Source organism: Streptomyces sp. NPDC014006 (assembly GCF_043088925.1).
Taxonomy (GTDB): Bacteria; Actinomycetota; Actinomycetes; order Streptomycetales; family Streptomycetaceae; genus Streptomyces.
In genome coordinates, this window is the sequence record NZ_JBICAJ010000001.1 from 1,145,242 (window position 1) to 1,163,114 (window position 17,873).

Annotated in this window: 13 protein-coding genes, 1 tRNA gene and 1 pseudogene; 5 read left to right on the plus strand and 10 right to left on the minus strand. The window is 68.7% G+C overall.

Annotation, left to right across the window (positions count from 1 at the left end; translation table 11 throughout):
* Positions 1 to 19 precede the first annotated feature (19 nt).
* Both ACF1GV_RS05240 and ACF1GV_RS05245 read left to right on the plus strand, forming a co-directional pair.
* The gene (locus ACF1GV_RS05240; protein ID WP_391678002.1) at positions 20 to 1,393 is read left to right on the plus strand and encodes a pyridoxal phosphate-dependent decarboxylase family protein; all 1,374 of its coding nucleotides are present in this window, start codon (positions 20 to 22) and stop codon (positions 1,391 to 1,393) included.
* Positions 1,390 to 2,799: a lysine N(6)-hydroxylase/L-ornithine N(5)-oxygenase family protein gene (locus tag ACF1GV_RS05245; RefSeq protein WP_391678004.1), complete on the plus strand. Its 1,410-nt coding sequence runs from the start codon at positions 1,390 to 1,392 to the stop codon at positions 2,797 to 2,799. Before ACF1GV_RS05240 ends, ACF1GV_RS05245 begins: the two co-directional genes overlap by 4 nt.
* Before the next feature lie 68 nt (positions 2,800 to 2,867).
* Here ACF1GV_RS05245 and ACF1GV_RS05250 read toward each other — a convergent pair whose 3' ends face one another.
* On the minus strand, positions 2,868 to 4,667 hold the full coding sequence (locus ACF1GV_RS05250; protein WP_391678498.1) for a bifunctional metallophosphatase/5'-nucleotidase: 1,800 nt from the start codon (positions 4,665 to 4,667) through the stop codon (positions 2,868 to 2,870).
* 168 nt (positions 4,668 to 4,835) lie between these two features.
* Between ACF1GV_RS05250 and ACF1GV_RS05255 the strand changes: the two genes are divergently transcribed.
* Complete coding sequence (locus ACF1GV_RS05255; protein ID WP_391678007.1) at positions 4,836 to 5,540, plus strand: SIMPL domain-containing protein; 705 nt, start codon at positions 4,836 to 4,838, stop codon at positions 5,538 to 5,540.
* Positions 5,541 to 5,719: 179 nt separating this feature from the next.
* Positions 5,720 to 7,156 (plus strand): pyruvate kinase, encoded by a 1,437-nt coding sequence (pyk, locus tag ACF1GV_RS05260; RefSeq protein ID WP_391678008.1) that lies wholly within the window; start codon positions 5,720 to 5,722, stop codon positions 7,154 to 7,156.
* A 5-nt stretch (positions 7,157 to 7,161) separates the two neighbouring features.
* Here the strand turns inward: pyk and ACF1GV_RS05265 are convergent.
* A pseudogene (locus ACF1GV_RS05265) lies at positions 7,162 to 7,606 on the minus strand (hypothetical protein).
* Positions 7,607 to 7,676: 70 nt separating this feature from the next.
* A tRNA-Leu gene (locus ACF1GV_RS05270) sits at positions 7,677 to 7,751 on the minus strand.
* A gap of 104 nt (positions 7,752 to 7,855) precedes the next feature.
* On the opposite strand from ACF1GV_RS05270, the gene ACF1GV_RS05275 reads away from it, so the two are divergent.
* Positions 7,856 to 8,509, plus strand: coding sequence for an ANTAR domain-containing response regulator (locus ACF1GV_RS05275; protein WP_391678010.1), 654 nt, complete (start codon positions 7,856 to 7,858; stop codon positions 8,507 to 8,509).
* Positions 8,510 to 8,574: 65 nt separating this feature from the next.
* Here the strand turns inward: ACF1GV_RS05275 and ACF1GV_RS05280 are convergent, their stop codons facing one another.
* The 7 genes from ACF1GV_RS05280 to ACF1GV_RS05310 form a co-directional block, all read right to left on the minus strand.
* Positions 8,575 to 9,291, minus strand: a complete 717-nt coding sequence (locus tag ACF1GV_RS05280) for an ABC transporter ATP-binding protein (protein ID WP_391678012.1) — start codon at positions 9,289 to 9,291, stop codon at positions 8,575 to 8,577.
* Positions 9,288 to 10,187, minus strand: coding sequence for an ABC transporter ATP-binding protein (locus ACF1GV_RS05285; RefSeq protein WP_363267074.1), 900 nt, complete (start codon positions 10,185 to 10,187; stop codon positions 9,288 to 9,290). Before ACF1GV_RS05285 ends, ACF1GV_RS05280 begins: the two co-directional genes overlap by 4 nt.
* Before the next feature lie 5 nt (positions 10,188 to 10,192).
* Positions 10,193 to 12,019 (minus strand): branched-chain amino acid ABC transporter permease, encoded by a 1,827-nt coding sequence (locus ACF1GV_RS05290; RefSeq protein WP_391678015.1) that lies wholly within the window; start codon positions 12,017 to 12,019, stop codon positions 10,193 to 10,195.
* A 5-nt stretch (positions 12,020 to 12,024) separates the two neighbouring features.
* Entirely contained in the window at positions 12,025 to 12,957 is a 933-nt protein-coding gene (locus tag ACF1GV_RS05295) for a branched-chain amino acid ABC transporter permease (RefSeq protein WP_363267071.1), read from the minus strand.
* Between the two features lie 122 nt (positions 12,958 to 13,079).
* Positions 13,080 to 14,315, minus strand: a complete 1,236-nt coding sequence (locus ACF1GV_RS05300) for a branched-chain amino acid ABC transporter substrate-binding protein (protein ID WP_391678017.1) — start codon at positions 14,313 to 14,315, stop codon at positions 13,080 to 13,082.
* A gap of 634 nt (positions 14,316 to 14,949) precedes the next feature.
* Entirely contained in the window at positions 14,950 to 15,438 is a 489-nt protein-coding gene (locus ACF1GV_RS05305; protein WP_391678020.1) for a hotdog fold thioesterase, read from the minus strand.
* Between the two features lie 80 nt (positions 15,439 to 15,518).
* Positions 15,519 to 17,801 carry an FdhF/YdeP family oxidoreductase gene (locus ACF1GV_RS05310; protein WP_391678022.1) on the minus strand — a complete coding sequence of 761 codons (2,283 nt, stop codon included), beginning with the start codon at positions 17,799 to 17,801 and terminating at the stop codon, positions 15,519 to 15,521.
* Positions 17,802 to 17,873: the final 72 nt, after the last annotated feature.

Consider the following 17,873-nt stretch of genomic DNA (forward strand, 5'->3'; position numbering starts at 1 on the left):
GGCCGCCCGGAGGACCGACATGAGCACGCCGCCCCTCGCCTCGGGACCCGACGGTCCCGAGGCGCTGCGCCCCCTGCTCGACACCGTCCTCGACGCCCTCGCCGAAGGCACCCGCGCCCGCGGCGGCCCACTCCCCGCCGGCGGCCCCCAGCAGGTCACCGCCCGCCTGCGCGACGCCATCGGCGACATCCTGCCCGACCACGGCGACCCGGCCGCCCTGCACACCCTCATCACCGCACTCGCCGCAGGCGCCGCCGACCCCGCCCACCCCCTGTGCGCCGCCCACCTGCACTGCCCGCCCCTCGCCGTCGCCACCGCCGCCGACCTCGCCGCCTCCGCCCTCAACCCCTCCCTCGACTCCTGGGACCAGGCCCCCACCGCCACCGCCCTGGAAACCCTCGTCACCCAGGCTCTCGCCCGGCAGGCCGGCACCGCCGACGCCCTCATCACCAGCGGCGGCACCGAGTCCAACCACCTCGCCCTCCTCCTCGCCCGCGAGCAGCACGGCCCCGGCCTGCGCCTGCTCACCGGCGCCAACGCCCACCACTCCCTCACCCGCGCAGCCTGGCTGCTCGGCCTGCCCGACCCCGTGATCGTCCCCGCACCGGGCGGCACCCTCGACCCCGCCGCCCTCGACGACGCCCTCACCCAGGTCCCCGGCCCCCACCTCGTCGCCGCCACCGCGGGCACCACCGACGCCGGCCTCATCGATCCCCTCACCGACATCGCCGCCCGCTGCACCACCCACGGCGCCCGCCTCCACATCGACGCCGCCTACGGAGGCGCACTCCTCTTCAGCGACCGCCACCGCGACCGCCTCACCGGCCTCGACGCCGCCCACACCGTCACCCTCGACCTGCACAAACTCGGCTGGCAACCGGTCCCCGCCGGCATCCTCGCCGTCCGCGACCCCGCCGACCTCACCGCCCTCAACCAGCGCGCCGACTACCTCAACGCCGACGACGACACCGACGCAGGCCTGCCCGACCTCCTCGGCCGCTCCCTGCACACCACCCGCCGCCCCGACGTACTGAAGATGGCCGCCACTCTCACCACCCTCGGCCGCCACGGCCTGGGCGCCCTCGTCGACACCGTCCTCGACCTCGCCCAGGAACTCGCCACCCTCGTCAAGGACCACCCCGCCCTCGACCTCTACGACACACCCACCCTCAGCACCGTCCTGTTCCGCCCCACCGGCGCCGACGACACCACCGTCGCCGCCCTGCGCCGCACCCTGCTCCACCGAGGCCAAGCCGTCCTCGGCCGCGCCCGCCCCGACGGCCGGCTCTGGCTCAAAGCCACCCTCCTCAACCCCCGCACCAGCACCGGCGACCTGACCACACTCCTCACCCTCGTCCAGGACGCCCACGTGGAAGGAACCACCCCCCGATGACCCCGCCCCCCACCACCCCCGGCACCCCCCGCGACCTCGTCGGCATCGGCATCGGCCCCAGCAACCTCTCCCTCGCCGCCCTCGCCCAGCCGCTGACCGAACTCGACACCGCCTTCTACGAACAACGCCCCGCCTTCAGCTGGCACCCCGGACTCCTCCTCGACGGCGCCACCATCCAAGTCCCCTTCCTCGCCGACCTCGTCACCCTCGTCGACCCCACCAGCCGCTGGACCTTCCTCAACCACCTCAAAGCCCACGACCGGCTCTTCCCCTTCTACTTCGCCGAGCACTTCCACATCCAGCGCACCGAATACGACGCCTACTGCCGCTGGGTCGCAGCCAACCTCCCCGCACTGCACTTCAGCCACCAGGTCGACGCCGTGCGCTGGAACCCCGAACGCGACGTCTTCGAAGTCGACTACACCCAACTCGACGCCGACGGCCAAGCCGAAGCCCTCGGCCGCACCCACACCCGCAACATCGTCCTCGGCATCGGCACCGAGCCCTACGTCCCCGACCCGCTCAAACCCCTCGCCGACGCCCCCGGCGTACCCGTCCTGCACGCCGCCGACTACCTCGACAACCGCGACACCCTCCTCGCCGCCGAACACATCACCGTCGTCGGCTCCGGCCAGTCAGGCGCCGAAATCTTCCTCGACCTCCTCCGCCACCGCCCCGCCGGCCGCGAACGCCTCACCTGGATCGGCCGCACCGAAGCCTTCGCCCCCATGGAGTACTCCAAACTCGGCCTCGAACACTTCACCCCCGACTACACCCGCTACTTCCACGCCCTCGCCGAACCCGTCCGCGACCAGCTCGTCACCGCCCAATGGCAGCTCCACAAAGGCATCAGCGCCGGCACCCTCGCCGCCGTCCACGACGAGCTCTACCGCCGCACCCTGCACGGCACCTGGCCCGACACCGTCCTCACCCCCGGCGTCCGCGTCCGCACCGCCGGCCGCCTCGCCACCACCAAAGTCGAACTCCACCTCGAACACGTCCAGCAAGGCACCCGCAGCCGCCTCACCACCGACGCCGTCATCCTCGCCACCGGCTACCGCGAACGCCCCCTCGACCAGCTCCTCGCCGGCCTCGACCCCTACCTGCGCCGCGACAGCAGCGACCGCCCCCGCGTCGACGAGCACTACCGTCTCGTCCTCGACCCCACGGTCACCGGCTCCCTCCACGTCCAGAACGCCGAACGCCACACCCACGGCGTCGGCGCCCCCGACCTCGGCCTCGCCGCCTGGCGCAGCGCCACCATCCTCAACTCCCTCACCGGCAAGGAGACCTATCCCCTCCCCACCCGCACCGCCTTCACCACCTTCGGCCTCCAGCAGACCACCCAGGTGCCCGCCGCCCGCCGCCCCCACGAAACCCTCACCCCGCTCGTCGAACCCCGCTGACCCGCCCCACGAACACAAAGGCGGGCCGGCACCCGGCCGACCCGCCCCACCCGTCATCTCACCGAACGTCAGAACACCGGCACACCCTCACGCGTCAGCTTCCAGTCCACCGACGCGAAGTCCTTCGGATCCAGCACACCCTTCGCCGTCACCCACTCCGCGATCCGCGTCCGGATCTCCGTCGACTCCGACCACAGCTCCTTCGCCGACGCCACGAACGGGAAAGCACCACCGCCGTTCGCCCGATAGTTGTTCACCGCCAGCACGAACTGCTGCGCATCATCCAACGGGGCGCCACCGAAGGTGAGATTCCTGATCCGCGACCCGGCCGGCTGCGCGATGTCGATGTCGTACACCAACCCCGACACATAGTCGTAGTTGTAGTCCGGACGACCACCCGCGTTCGTCAGCTTCTCCACATCCACCGCCACACCCGGCGCCGTCTGCACGTAGTACTCCGCCGAATACTCCAGATACGCCCGCAGCTGCGCACCCGTCATCAGCTTCGCCACCAGCGTGTTGTCATAGACGTACAGACTCGACAGATCCCGGATCGTCACATTCCCCGCCGGGATCTCCGACGTCCGCGAGAACGGCGACGCCTGCGCCACCACCGGCAGCGACGCGTACTGCGTGCCCGCCAGCGCCGCCTTGACCACGTCCTCCTGCACCTTCGTGATCAGGTCGATGATCGGCGCGTCCTTGTACCGTGCCTCCACCGTCGTCAGCGTCTGAGTCGCCCTGCCGACCACCTGATTGACGTACGCCACCACCTTCGCGTGCTGCTCCGACAGCAGCTGAGTGATCCGCGGATCGTCCGCCACGGTCTTCGAGTCACGCAGCGACGCCGCGACCGACTCCACCTCCCAGCAGCCCCGACGGAACACCAGCTCCACATCGAACACCGTCAGCCGCTCCGCATAACACAACGGCTCCGACAGCACGACCGTCTTCCCCGACTGCTCGTTGACGACCCTCAGCTCCGGGATCTCCAGATGCGCGTGCCCCACCAGGATCGCGTCGATCCCCGGCACCTGCCTCGCCACGTTCGCCGCCGCGTTCTCCACATACGGCACCTGGTCACCGTACGACGACGTCCCCGACGTACCCGAGTGCGCCGACACGATCACCACGTCCGCGCCCATCGACTTCAGCCTGGGCACCCACTTCGCCGCCTGCTCCTCCAGGCCCGGGAACGCCAACTTCCCCTGCACATACGCCTTGTCCCAGATCGCGATACCCGGGTTGGTCAGCCCCAGCACCGCCACCTTGACCGGACGTGCACCCTTCACACGGAACGTCTTCATGACATACGGCGCGAACGCCGGCCGCAGCGTCTTCGCGTCCACCGCGTTCGCACCCAGCAGCGGAAAGTCCAGCTGCTCCTCGAACCGGCGCAACGTCTCGATGCCGTAGTTGAACTCGTGATTGCCCAGCGCCGCCGCGTCATACCCGATCGCGTTCATCGCCCGCGCCATCGGATGCACCGGACCGCCCTGCGCGGTGATCGGATCCACCTTCGCGTAGTAGTACGCCAGCGGCGTGCCCTGAATGGTGTCACCCGCGTCCAGCAGCAGCGTGTTCTCCCGGCCCCGCTCCGCACGGATCTGGTTCACCAGCGTCGAGATACGCGACAGACCCTGCGCGTTGCCCGCCTTGTCGGCGTACTCCGCATCCTTGAAGTAATCCCAGTTGAAGACGTGACCGTGCAGGTCCGTCGTCCCCATGACGGTCAGCGAGTACCGCTTCTCACCAGGACGCCCCGCGGGTACGGCCTGTGCGGCTGGAGCCGCCACCGCGCCCGCCACCGCCACCCCCGCCCCGGTCGCGGCCGACTTCTCCAGAAACTTCCGGCGGTTCAACGCCATGGGGCTGCCTCTCCTCGCAGAACGTCCTCGCGGAACGGGACAACGACACGCACCACGCGCAGAAGACGACGCGCGTAGATAACGCGCGTAGATTCTGACCCGGACACGGCGGACCGCAACAGGCCCCGGAGGTTTCGATCTGGTGACCACCACTGCCACAGTGACGGTATGACGCCCACTCAGGAACCCACCGCCCTCCCCTACGGCACCCCCGACGCACCCCGCATCTCCGTACGCGGCGAAGCCCACCTCGAAACCGACCCCGAACTCGCCCGCATCGGCATCACCGTCACCGCCCGCGGCCGCGACCGCCGCACCACCCTCGACGACCTCACCCGCCGCAACACCGCCGCCCTCGACCTCATCAGGTCCTACGGCGACGCCGTCCACCACATCGAAACCGGCGCCCTCACCGTCACCCCCGAACTCACCCGCAAAGGCCGCGGCGAACACATCCGCACCCACCACGGCGCCGTCCACCTCACCGCCGAAGTCACCGACTTCACCACTCTCGGCGAACTCACCACCCGCCTCGCCGACCTGGAACTCACCCGCGTCGACGGCCCCTGGTGGTCCCTGCGCCCCGACTCACCCGTCCACCGCGCCGCACGCACCCAGGCCGTCCACGCCGCCGTCCAACGCGCCCGCGAATACGCCGAAGCCCTCGGCACCACCCTCGCCGCCCTCATCGAACTCGCCGACACCGGCACCGCAGACACCCCCCAGCCCCGCACCCCCGGCCGTATGCGCTCCATGGCCTTCGCCGGCCCCGCCGAGGAAGCCGAACCCACACCCCTCGACCTGGAACCCCAGCGCCAGCACGTCCACGCCGAGATCACCGCACGCTTCACGATGATCCCGCCCCGCTTGTAGCAGCCTGTAATTCCGGCATTCGAAAAAACGACCGGACCACCCGAAAGAATGACCTCCGCCCGCTCATCGGAGCACACCTGCGCACAATTCAACACTTGTCAATAGCGCTTCACTCAAAGGTTGTTGAGTAGTCACGCCCGGCCAATTATCTACCCACCGGTAAGTCATAGGCTCGACTCATGCGCCGAGCAAAAATCGTCTGCACCCTGGGCCCCGCCACCGACACATACGACCAGATCAAAGCCCTGGTCGACGCCGGAATGGACGTCGCACGCTTCAACCTCAGCCACGGCGGCCACGCCGAGCACGAGGAGCGCTACCACCGCGTGCGCAAAGCGGCCGACGAAACCGGCCGCAGCGTCGGCATCCTCGCCGACCTTCAGGGCCCGAAGATCCGCCTCGGCCGCTTCACCGAAGGACCCGTACTCCTTGAACGCGGCGACACCTTCACCATCACCGTCGAAGACGGCGCCGAAGGCAACCACGACCAGTGCGGCACCACTTACCACGGCCTCGCGGACGACGTCACCCCGGGCGAACGCATCCTCGTCGACGACGGCAAGGTCTGCCTCGAAGTCACCGACATCGACGGCCCCCGCGTCCGCACCCGCGTCGTCGAAGGCGGCATGATCTCCGACCACAAGGGTCTCAACCTGCCCGGCGTCGCCGTCTCCGTGCCCGCCCTCTCCAAAAAAGACGAAGACGACCTGCGCTGGGCCCTGCGCACCGGCTTCGACGTCATCGCCCTGTCCTTCGTCCGCTCCGGCAAGGACATCCTCGACGTCCACCGCATCATGGACGAAGAAGGCCGCCGCCTCCCGGTCATCGCCAAGGTCGAAAAACCCCACGCGGTGGAGAGCATCGACGACATCGTCGCCGCCTTCGACGGCATCATGGTCGCCCGCGGCGACCTCGGCGTCGAAATGCCGCTCGAACAGGTCCCCATCGTCCAGAAGCGCGCGATCAAACTCGCCAAGCGCAACGCCAAACCGGTGATCGTCGCCACCCAGATGCTCGACTCCATGATCGAGAACTCGCGTCCCACGCGCGCGGAAGCCAGCGACGTCGCCAACGCCGTCCTCGACGGCACCGACGCCGTGATGCTCTCCGGCGAGACCAGCGTCGGCAAGCACGCCATCGACACGGTCAAGACCATGGCCAAGATCGTCGCCGCGGCGGAAGAGACCATGCTGGCCACGGGCCTCCCGCCGCTGACGGAACAGAACAAGCCCCGCACCCAGGGCGGCGCCGTCGCCCGCGCGGCAGCCGAAATGGGCGACTTCCTGGGCGCGAAGTTCCTCGTCGCCTTCACCCAGTCCGGCGACACGGCCCGCCGCCTCTCCCGCTACCGCTCCCCGATCCCCGTCCTCGCCTTCACCCCCGACCCGGCGACCCGCTCCCAGCTCAGCATGAGCTGGGGCGTGGAAACCTTCCTCGGCCCCCACGTCGACTCCACGGACGCGATGGTCGACCAGGTGGACGAGCTGCTGCTGAAGTACGGCCGCTGCGCGAAGGGCGACGTGGTCGTCATCACGGCCGGCTCCCCGCCCGGGGTCTCGGGCTCGACGAACATGGTCCGGGTGCACCACATCGGGGAGGACGACACCCCGAAGTAGAGAGGTCAGTGCTTGGGGCCTACGTGGGCGTCCAGGAGGGCTACGGAGGCTTTGCGGGCGATGGAGATGTCGAATGGGTCGGCCCCGCGAGCCGCGAATGACGTCCCAGGGGTGCGCGTCGACGATGACCTGCTGCCAGGGCTCGAGGGCGATCCTGCGGGGCCGGCCTTCGGGCCGGGGCTGATGCAGCCATCGCCGAGGTAGAGGCCGAGCAGGTAGCTGTAGGCCGCCGCCTGCCCCTCAGGGATCTCCGCCGCCGGGCAAGGCGTGCTCTGCATCCGGGGAAGCGGCTCCACCCGCTTCTGCCCGCGAGCGGATCGAGGCACGGGAAATGCCGGTTTCCTTGCTGACGGAGTTCAGGCTGCGTCCCAGCGCCACCAGTGCGAGTGCTTGCGCGTGCCGACGTCGTGCATATGCACACTGTGCGGAACCGGTGGCTACTGCGAGCAGCAAAAAAGCGGAGGATCACGCGAACGTGATCCTCCGCTCACACTCTGAGACCTTGGAATTGAAGAGAAAGTGCCCCGGGTGGGACTCGAACCCACACTGTATGGTGTTTGAGACCATCGTCTGCTGCCAATTGGACTACCGGGGCCCATGGAATCGAAGGTTGACCTCGACTCCGTGCCCCCTACCCTACCGCAGCTAGGTAGGCTCTTGGGAGCAGTACCAGCCTGCCCCGGAACAAGGAGCGCCCCCGTGACCGCCGAGTCGCCCCAGCCCGCTGACGTGACCGACGACGACAAGTCGCACGTGCCTCCGCTGACGACCCGTGTCGTCATCGCCGAGGACGAGGCACTGATCCGGCTCGACCTCAAAGAGATGCTGGAGGAGGAGGGCTACTCCGTCGTCGGTGAGGCCGGTGACGGCGAACAGGCGATCGAGCTGGCCCGCGAGCACCAGCCGGACCTGGTGATCCTGGACGTGAAGATGCCGAAGCTCGACGGCATCTCGGCGGCGGAGAAGATCGCCGAGGAGGGCATCGCGCCGGTGCTGATGCTCACCGCGTTCTCGCAGCGTGACCTGGTCGAGCGGGCCAGGGATGCCGGGGCGATGGCGTACCTGGTGAAGCCGTTCTCCAAGAGTGATGTCGTTCCGGCGATCGAGATGGCCGTGTCGCGGTTCACGGAGCTGAAGACGCTGGAGAAGGAGATCGCCGATCTCACCCAGCGTCTGGAGACGCGGAAGCTGGTGGACCGGGCGAAGTCGATTCTTCAGACGGAGTACGGGCTGACGGAGCCGGCGGCGTTCCGTTGGATCCAGAAGACGTCGATGGACCGTCGTATGTCGATGCAGCAGGTCGCGGAGGCGGTTATTCAGGACGCCGAGGAGAAGAAGGCCGCGAAGGGCTGAGCCCGGAAGCACGTGAGGCCCGCGTCCCCTGGAGAGGGGGCGCGGGCCTCTGTCGTGCGTGGATCTCAGTCTTCGCCGAGGTAGGCCTTGCGCACGGATTCGTCGTGCAGGAGGTGGCGTCCGGTGCCGGACAGGACGATCTTGCCGATTTCCATGACGTGGCCCTGGTCGGCGAGGGAGAGCGCCGCCTGGGCGTTCTGCTCGACGAGGAGGATCGTCGTGCCCTGGGTCTTGAGTTCGGCGATGGTGGCCATGATCTTCTGCATCATGATGGGGGAGAGGCCCATGGAGGGCTCGTCCAGCATGAGCAGCTTGGGCTGGGACATCAGGGCGCGGCCCATGGCGAGCATTTGCTGTTCGCCGCCGGAGAGGGTGCCGGCGGCTTGCTTGCGGCGTTCGCCGAGGATGGGGAAGAGGTCGTAGGCGCGCTGGATGTCTTTTTCGATGCCGGGCCGGTCGCTGCGCAGGAAGGCACCGAGGCGGAGGTTGTCCTCGATGGTCATGCGCGGGAAGATGTGCCGCCCTTCGGGGGAGTGGGCGAGCCCGAGGGAGACGATCTGGTGGGCGGGGACCTTCTTGAGGGATTTGCCGTTGAATTTGATCTGGCCGCCGACGGGCTTGAGGAGGCCGGAGAGGGTGCGCAGGGTGGTGGTCTTGCCGGCGCCGTTGGTGCCGATGAGGGTGACGACCTCGCCTGCTTCGACCTTGAACGAGATGCCTTTGACGGCTTCGATCTTGCCGTAGGCGACGCGGAGGTCTTCGACTTCGAGGAGGGTGGTCATCGGTCGTTCTCCTTGCCGGGCGCGGCGTCCGTCGTGGCCTCGGCGGTCGCGGCGGGGGCCTGTGCTTCGGCGGCTTCGACCTCGGCGGCCTCTGCGGCGCCGGGGTCGCCTTCGAAGGGTTCGCCGAGGTAGGCGGCGATGACGCGTTCGTCGCCCTGGACGGTGGCGCTGTCGCCTTCGATGAGTTTTTCGCCCTGGACGAGGACGGCGACTCGGTCGCAGAGGTTGAAGATGAACCGCATGTCGTGCTCGATGACGAGGACGGCGATGCCCTGGTCGCGGATGGCGAAGACGAGTTCCTCGGTGGTCCGTGTCTCCTGCGGGTTCATGCCGGCCGTCGGCTCGTCGAGGAGCAGCAGGCCCGGTTCGCTGGCGAGTGCGCGGGCGATTTCGAGCTTGCGCTGTTCGCCGTAGGGGAGGTTGCGGGCGAGGTGGTCGGCCTTGTTCGCGAGGCCGACGAACTCGAGGAGTTCCATGGCGCGTTCGCGGGAGGCTTTTTCGGCTTTGTGGAAGCCGGGGCCGCGCAGGACGGCGGACCAGAAGCCTTCCTTGGTGCGGGTGTGGCGGCCGACGAGGACGTTTTCCAGGACCGTCATGTTGGCGAACAGGCGGATGTTCTGGAAGGTGCGGGCGATGCCGGCAGCGGTGACCTTGAAGGACTTGGGCGGCAGGACGTTGCCCTTGTAGCGGACTTCGCCTTCGGTGGGGATGTACAGGCCGGTGAGGCAGTTGAAGAAGGTGGTTTTTCCGGCGCCGTTGGGGCCGATGAGTCCGACGATCTCGCCGCTGCCGACGGTGAGGTCGACGCCGCGTACGGCGGTCAGGCCGCCGAAGCGCATGGTGACGCCGCGTGCGTCGAGGACGGTTTCGCCGGTGGTGATGGTCTGGGTGGTCATCTGTGTCAGGCCCCTGTCTTGCCGAGGACTGCGGGCGCTTCGGCCTCGTCGTGGAATTCGAGCTGCCGGCGCCGGTTGGCGACGAGGCCTTCGGGGCGGAAGCGCATCAGGAGGATGAGTGCGACGCCGAAGGCGAAGAGCTGGTAGTCGCCGAGGAACTGCAGCTTGTTGGGGATGAGGTAGAGCAGGGAGGCGCCGATGAGGGGGCCGCCGATGGTGCCCATGCCGCCGAGGACGACTGCGGCGAGGAGGAAGGCGCTGTTGGGCGGGATGGGTCCGGCGAACTGGTACTGCTCGGGGGTCACGGTGTAGGTGACGTGGGCCTGGACGGTGCCGGCGAGTCCGGCGAGGGAGGCGCCGACGGCGAAGGCGATGAGTTTGACGCGGAAGCCGTTGATGCCCATGGCGAGGGCGGCGGTTTCGTCTTCGCGGATGGCGACCCAGGCGCGGCCGATGCGGGAGTCGCCGCTGCGCCGGAAGACGAGGACGACGACGGCGGTGATGAGCAGCATCAGCAGGAAGTAGTTGGCGAACCGGCCGATGGTGAAGCCTGCGATGGTGTGTTCGGCGCCGAGGTCCCAGCCGAGGATGTTCAGGTTGGGGATGGAGGAGATGCCGTTGGAGCCGTTCGTGATGTCGGGTCCGGAGGTGCCGTCGAGGTTGTTGACGGTGATGCGGAAGATCTCTCCGAAGCCGAGGGTGACGATGGCGAGGTAGTCGCCGCGCAGTCGCAGGGTGGGGGCGCCGATGAGGACGCCGAACACGAGGGAGGCTGCGGCGCCGACGAGGGCGGCGGCCCAGAAGGGGAAGTGGACGTGCAGGGGGGAGCTGGGGGAGCCGGAGACGAGGGCCGCTGCGTAGGCGCCGACGCCGAGGAAGGCGACGTAGCCGAGGTCGAGGAGTCCGGCGAGGCCGACGACGATGTTCAGGCCGAGGGCGACGGTGGCGAAGATGAGGATGTAGACGCCGAGGGTCGCGTACTGGTCGTCGGTCTGGGTGAAGGGGAAGAGGGCGGCGGTGACGAAGGCGCCGACCATGGTGATGTTCTGGTGCCGGCTGGTGATTTCGGAGGCGTGGGCGACGAGGCCGGCCTTGGCGAGGGCGGCGAAGCCGAAGCCTGCGGTGATGAGGAAGCCGACGAAGAGTTCGTCGTATTCGGTGCCGATGCCGTAGGTGAAGACGATGAGGGCTACGGCGAGGACGGCGACGATGACGAGGATCTCGGCGTAGGCGGGGAGCTTGGGCGCGGGGCGCGCGGTGTCTGCGGTGAAGGCGGCCTTGAGGGTGGCGCGGCTGTGTGCGGCGCGGTTCTTGAAGTGTTCCCAGCCGTTGTCGTCGGGGTCGATGGGGTCGGGTTCGGGCCGCTGGAAGGGCAGCGCGAGGGCGCCGAGGAAGGCGACGAGGCTGGTGACGGCGACGATGTAGCCGCCGGGTTCGAGGTTGACGACGCCGCCGAGTTCGACGCTGATGGAGATGACGGTGTACCAGGCGGTGGCGAAGGTGGCGAGGGCCGCGAACTTCAGGGCGGCGTCGGCGCCGGCGGGGATGAGCCAGCGCAGGTACTTGACGTCGTAGGAGGCGACGGCGAGGACGGTGGTGAGGATGCCGCCGATGAGGACGAGGACCTGCAGGCCGCCCGGGTAGCCGTAGACGGTGAGGTCGCCGGGGAATTCCCTCGTCCAGGTCCAGGCGAGGAAGGTGGCGACGATGGTGAGGACGGCGCCGCCGGTGGCGAGGGCGCGGCCGAGGGTGGCCGGGATGCCGATGAGACCGGCCGGGGTGCCGCCGGTGGGGGTGCTGGGGGTTTCGGGTGCGGTGGTCTGTGTGGTCATCGGTGTCACGCCCTGTCCGCGACGCGCTCGCCGAGCAGGCCTTGGGGCCTGAGCAGCAGAACAAGGATGAGGAGTACGAAGGCCCAGACGTCGGCCCAGGACTGGCTGCCGAACTTGTCCATGCCGGGGAGGTCGGAGATGTAGGCGGCGGCGATGGTCTCGGCGACGCCGAGGACGACTCCGCCGATCATGGCGCCGTAGATGTTGCCGATGCCTCCGAGGACGGCTGCGGTGAAGGCCTTGAGGCCGAGGATGAAGCCCATCTTGAAGTCGATCTGGCCGTATTTGAGGCCGTTGGCGACTCCGGCGACGGCGGCGAAGGCGGCTCCGAGGGCGAACGCGATGACGATGATGCGGTCGGTGTTGATGCCCATGAGCTTCGCGGTGTCGGGGTCCTGGGCGGTGGCCTGCATGCCGCGGCCGGTGCGGGTCTTCATGACGAAGTAGGCGAGGACGGCCATGCTCAGCGGGGCGGCGATCAGCAGGAAGATGTCGCCGGTCTGGATGGTGACGCTGCCGATGTGGAAGGGGCCGCCCTCGATCTGGGGGAAGGTGCGGGCGGACTTGGCCTCGGGGTACCAGGCCCAGACGGCTTGCTGCAGCGCGAGGGAGAGGCCGATGGCGGTGATGAGGGGCGCCAGGCGGGGGGCGGTGCGCAGGGGCCGGTAGGCGAATCGTTCCGCTGCGACGGCGACGAGGACGGCGACGATGATGCCGCCGATGAGCATGAGGGGGAGGGCTATCCACATGCTCGTCCCGTCGGGCAGGACGTAGGCGTAGACCGTGAGGGCACCGAAGGCCCCGGTCATGAAGATCTCGCCGTGGGCGAAGTTGATGAGCTGGACGATGCCGTAGACCATCGTGTAGCCAATGGCGACCAGCCCGTACATGGATCCCAGTAGCAGGCCGTTGACCAGCTGCTGCGGCAGTTCGTTCACCGCATGTCCTCCGAGACGTTCGGATGTTCGACGGATGTGCCGGATGTCCGGATGTGAGTCCGCGCGGGGCGCCAAGTGGAACAGCGCCCCGCGCGGCTCATGGGTGGTGCGGGAAGTGTGGGTCAGCCACCGTTGTAGGTGCCGGACTCCACGGTCTTCCAGGTCCCGTTCTCGACGGCGTAGACGGTGAGCTGCTTGTTGGTGGTGTCACCGTACTGATCGAAGGAGACCTTGCCGGTCACTCCGTCGAAGGAGACGTTCTGCATGGCCTCCGTGATCTTGGCGCGTGCGTCGTCGGGGAGCTTGCCGTTGTTGTCGGCGACGACCTTCTTGACGGCCTCGATGATGGCCTGGGCGGAGTCGTAGGCGTAGCCGCCGTACGCGCCGTAGGCGTCCTTGTAGCCGCCGGCCTTGTAGTTGTCCAGGAACTGCTTGGCGGAGGGGAGTTCCTCGAGCGGGGCGCCGACGGAGGTGGCGAGGTCGCCGTTGCTGGCGGCGCCGGCGAGCTTGACGTAGGTCGGGTCGTACAGGGCGTCGCCGCCGACGACCGGGATCTTGGCTCCGGCGGCCTTGATCTGCTTGCTGAGCGGGCCGGCCTGCGGGTACTCGCCGCCGTAGTAGACGACATCGGCGCCGGAGTTCTTGACCTTGGTGGCGACCGCGGAGAAGTCCTTGGCGTCGGGGTTGATGTGCTCGGTGCCGGCGACGGTGCCGCCGAGCTTCTTGAACTCGGTGGTGAAGGTGCCCGCGAGGCCGGCGCCGTAGGTCTTCTTGTCGTCGATGACGAAGACCTTCTTCTTCTTGGCCTTGTTGAAGACGTACTGGGCGGCGAACGGGCCCTGGACGGCGTCCGTGGTCGCGGTGCGGAAGTACGACTTGTACGTGCGGGTCTTGCTGGTGGCCCAGTTGGTGCCCTGGGTGAGGGCCGGGTTGGTGTTGGCGGGGGAGATCTCGACGAGCTTGGCGTCGTCGAAGACCTTCTGCATGGACTCGGCGACGGAGGAGTTCAGCGGGCCGACGACGCCGAGGACGTCCTTGTTGGCGACCAGTTTGGTGGCGTTCTGCTGGCCGGAGGAGGGCTGGGCCTGGTCGTCCAGGGCCTGCGTCTCGAAGGTGATGCCGTCGACGGCCTTGTTCTTGTTGGCCTGCTTGACGGCGAGGTCGACGGAGTTCTTGATGCCGAGGCCGATCGCGGACAGGTCGCCCGTGAGGGGCGCGTCGACGCCGATGACGACCTTGGTGCCGCCGCCGTTCCCGGAGTCCGATCCACCGTCCTTGTCACGCGAGCCGCAGGCGGTGAGGGTCAGTGCTCCCGCAGCCAGCGCGGCGGTGATGGCGATGAGCGAACGTTGACGCACGGTCAGTCCTTTCCCTGGCACAGCCGGATCCCCGTGGAAACGGCTGAGTCGAGCGCTGGGCCGAAGTGGCATTCCGACGGCGCGGTGACTGGCGGTGACTCTAGGCGTGTGTGGGGAACGTGGAGGAGAGTCTGTCCCATGCTGTGACGCTCTTGTTATGACACGACGTAATGCAGAGCGGTGCAGCGTGGGGGGAACAGCGGAATTCAGGCCGATTCGCCCCGTCCGGATTCTGAGAACGCGCAGGACTCGCCAGGGTGCGTTCAGGCGTCTCGGCGTTTTCGGTCATTACTGGAAATCGTTGCCATGGGCCACTGGTGGGGGTCGGGCCGGGGTGGGTCGCCGAAGATGATCAAGAAGAAAGAGTGATCATTTATTGCGTGCGCATTACGCACGGTTACGGATCAGGAAAAGGAATCGTTGGTTCCTGGCCAGATTTCCGCATTGGGGCGTGCGGGGGTGATCGTGATCTTGCGCGGGGGAAGTGGCTTCTTTGTCCGTGATGCACCCACACAAGCCGAAGCCGCCCGTCCGGGGTGGACGGGCGGCAGGTGGCGGGGGGTGCGGGGCTCGGCGGGCCGGTGGGTTGGGGCCGGCTCGCCGGGTGCCCGATGGTGGGGCCGGTCGGGTCGGGTCAGCCGGCGGGGCGGGCGGCGGCTTCGTCGCCGGGCCTGGCGTCGCGCAGCAGGCAGGTGAGCCGTGCGCTGCACACGCGCCGCCCCTGCTCGTCCGAGATGACGATCTCGTACGTCGCCGTCGAGCGGCCCCGGTGCAGCGGCGTCGCCACGCCGGTGACCAGGCCGGAGCTGACCCCGCGGTGATGGGTGCAGTTGAGGTCGACACCTACGGCGATCTTGGTGCTGCCGCCGTGCAGCATGGAGCCGACCGAGCCCAGCGTCTCGGCGAGCACCGCGGACGCGCCGCCGTGCAGCAGGCCGTAGGGCTGGGTGTTGCCCTCCACCGGCATGGTGCCGACGACCCGCTCGGCGGAGGCCTCCAGGATCTGCACGCCCATGCGCGTCCCGAGGTGTCCCGCGGAGAAGAGGGCCGGCAGGTCGATGCCGAGTGCGCCGTACTCGTCGAGGACCTCCTGCGGGAACTTCACGTGGTGCTGCTCGCCCATGGGCCCGGCTCCGTTCGTCGTCGTGACACGTCCTTGCCGGCTCAGGCGGACGCCTGAGCCCTGCTGACTTAAGCGAACGCTCAGTCGGTGGCCGATTGTTCCAGACGGACCACAACGGACTTGCTGGCCGGGGTGTTGCTGGTGTCCGCGGTGGCGTCCAGCGGCACGAGGACGTTCGTCTCCGGGTAGTAGGCGGCCGCACAGCCCCGCGCGGTCGGGTAGTGCACCACCCGGAAGCCGGGCGCCCGCCGCTCCACACCGTCCTGCCACTCGCTGACCAGGTCGACGTAGGAGCCGTCCGCGACGTTCAGGGAGCGGGCGTCGTCGGGGTTGACCAGCACCACCCGGCGGCCGTCCCGGATGCCCCGGTAGCGGTCGTCGAGGCCGTAGATCGTGGTGTTGTACTGGTCGTGCGAGCGCAGTGTCTGCAGCAGCAGCCGGCCCTCGGGCAGCTTCGGGAACTCCACCGGCGCCGCGGTGAAGTTGGCCTTGCCGGTGGCCGTCGGGAAGCGGCGCTCGTCGCGCGGGGCGTGCGGCAGCGCGAAGCCGCCGGTGGAACCGGTCACGCGCGCGTTGAAGTCCTCGAAGCCGGGGACCACGCGCGCGATGCGGTCGCGGATCGTCGCGTAGTCCTTCTCGAACTCCTCCCAGGGGGCGACGGTCCGGTCTCCGAGCACCCGGCGGGCGAGACGGCACACGATGGCCGGCTCGGACAGCAGACGCCGGCTCGCCGGTTCCAGGCGGCCACGGGAGGCGTGCACCATGCCCATGGAGTCCTCGACGGTGACGAACTGCTCGCCGCTCTCCTGCAGATCCCGTTCGGTGCGGCCGAGCGTCGGCAGGATCAGCGCCCGGGCGCCCGTCACCACGTGGGAGCGGTTGAGCTTCGTCGACACGTGCACGCTCAGGCGGGCGCGCCGCATGGCCGCCTCGGTGACCTCCGTGTCGGGGGAGGCGGAGACGAAATTGCCGCCCATCGCGAAGAACACCTTCGCCTCGCCGTCGCGCAGCGCACGGATGGCCCGGACGACGTCGTAGCCATGCTTGCGCGGCGGAGCGAAGCCGAACTCCTTCTCCAGCGCGTCCAGGAAGGCGGGCGCCGGGCGTTCGAAGATGCCCATGGTGCGGTCGCCCTGCACGTTGGAGTGGCCGCGCACCGGGCAGACACCCGCGCCGGGACGGCCGATGTTGCCGCGCAGCAGCAGGAAGTTGACGACTTCCTTGATCGTCGGCACCGAGTGCTTGTGCTGGGTGAGGCCCATCGCCCAGCACACGATGGTGCGCTGCGAGGCGAGCACCATGGCGAGGGCCCGCTCGATCTGCTCCCGCGTCAGACCGGTCGCGGTGAGCGTCTCGTCCCAGTCGGCGGCGCGGGCGGCCCGCGTGAACTCCTCGTATCCGTGCGTGTGTTCGCGGACGAACTCCTCGTCCACCGCGCCCTCGGTGTCGAGGATCAGCTTGTTGAGGAGGCGGAAGAGGGCCTGGTCGCCGCCGATGCGGATCTGCAGGAACAGGTCGGTGAGCGCGGCGCCCGCGGTGAGGCCCTTCGGGGTCTGCGGGTTGTGGAACCGCTCCAGGCCCGCCTCGGGCAGCGGGTTGACGCTGATGATCTTCGCGCCGTTCGCCTTGGCCTTCTCCAGCGCGGAGAGCATGCGCGGGTGGTTCGTGCCCGGGTTCTGCCCGGCGACGATGATCAGATCGGCCTGGTGGAGGTCCTCCAGCAGGACGCTGCCCTTGCCGATGCCGATCGTCTCACCGAGGGCCGAGCCGGAGGACTCGTGGCACATGTTGGAGCAGTCCGGCAGGTTGTTCGTGCCGAGCTCGCGGGCGAAGAGCTGGTAGAGAAAGGCTGCCTCGTTGCTGGTACGGCCCGAGGTGTAGAAGACGGCCTCGTCGGGGGAGTCGAGGGCGACGATCTCCTCGGCGACGATGTCGAAGGCACGCTCCCAGGTGACCGGCTCGTAGTGGTCGGCGCCCTCGGGCAGATACATGGGGTGGGTCAGGCGGCCCTGCTGGCCCAGCCAGTACCCACTCCTGGTCGCCAGGTCGGACACCGGGTGCGCGGCGAAGAACTCCGGGGTGACCCGGCGCAGCGTGGCCTCCTCGGCGACCGCCTTCGCGCCGTTCTCGCAGAACTCCGCCTTGTGCCGGTGCTCCGGCTCCGGCCAGGCGCAGCCGGGGCAGTCGAAGCCGTCCTTCTGGTTCACGCTCAGCAGCGTGAGCATGGTGCGCTTCACGCCCATCTGCTGCTGGGCCATGCGCAGCGTGTGCCCGATGGCCGGCAGCCCGGCCGCGGCGCGCTTCGGCTCCGCGACCTGCGGCGCGTCCTGAACGGGGTCGGCCTTCGGCGGCTTCGTCGCCATCGCGCACTCTCCTTCGGGTACACGTCGGTGGTACGGCCTCAGATCCTCGCACGGACCACTGACAACGATCAG

Excerpts from the sequence above, each read along its gene's own strand:
- ACF1GV_RS05310 (WP_391678022.1), bottom strand. The coding sequence starts at position 17,801 with ATGGCGACGAAGCCGCCGAAGGCCGACCCCGTTCAGGACGCGCCGCAG.
- ACF1GV_RS05280 (WP_391678012.1), bottom strand. The coding sequence starts at position 9,291 with ATGACCACCCTCCTCGAAGTCGAAGACCTCCGCGTCGCCTACGGCAAG.
- ACF1GV_RS05245 (WP_391678004.1), top strand. The coding sequence starts at position 1,390 with ATGACCCCGCCCCCCACCACCCCCGGCACCCCCCGCGACCTCGTCGGC.
- ACF1GV_RS05240 (WP_391678002.1), top strand. The coding sequence starts at position 20 with ATGAGCACGCCGCCCCTCGCCTCGGGACCCGACGGTCCCGAGGCGCTG.
- ACF1GV_RS05285 (WP_363267074.1), bottom strand. The coding sequence starts at position 10,187 with ATGACCACCCAGACCATCACCACCGGCGAAACCGTCCTCGACGCACGC.
- ACF1GV_RS05255 (WP_391678007.1), top strand. The coding sequence starts at position 4,836 with ATGACGCCCACTCAGGAACCCACCGCCCTCCCCTACGGCACCCCCGAC.
- pyk (WP_391678008.1), top strand. The coding sequence starts at position 5,720 with ATGCGCCGAGCAAAAATCGTCTGCACCCTGGGCCCCGCCACCGACACA.
- ACF1GV_RS05305 (WP_391678020.1), bottom strand. The coding sequence starts at position 15,438 with ATGGGCGAGCAGCACCACGTGAAGTTCCCGCAGGAGGTCCTCGACGAG.
- ACF1GV_RS05250 (WP_391678498.1), bottom strand. The coding sequence starts at position 4,667 with ATGGCGTTGAACCGCCGGAAGTTTCTGGAGAAGTCGGCCGCGACCGGG.
- ACF1GV_RS05290 (WP_391678015.1), bottom strand. The coding sequence starts at position 12,019 with ATGACCACACAGACCACCGCACCCGAAACCCCCAGCACCCCCACCGGC.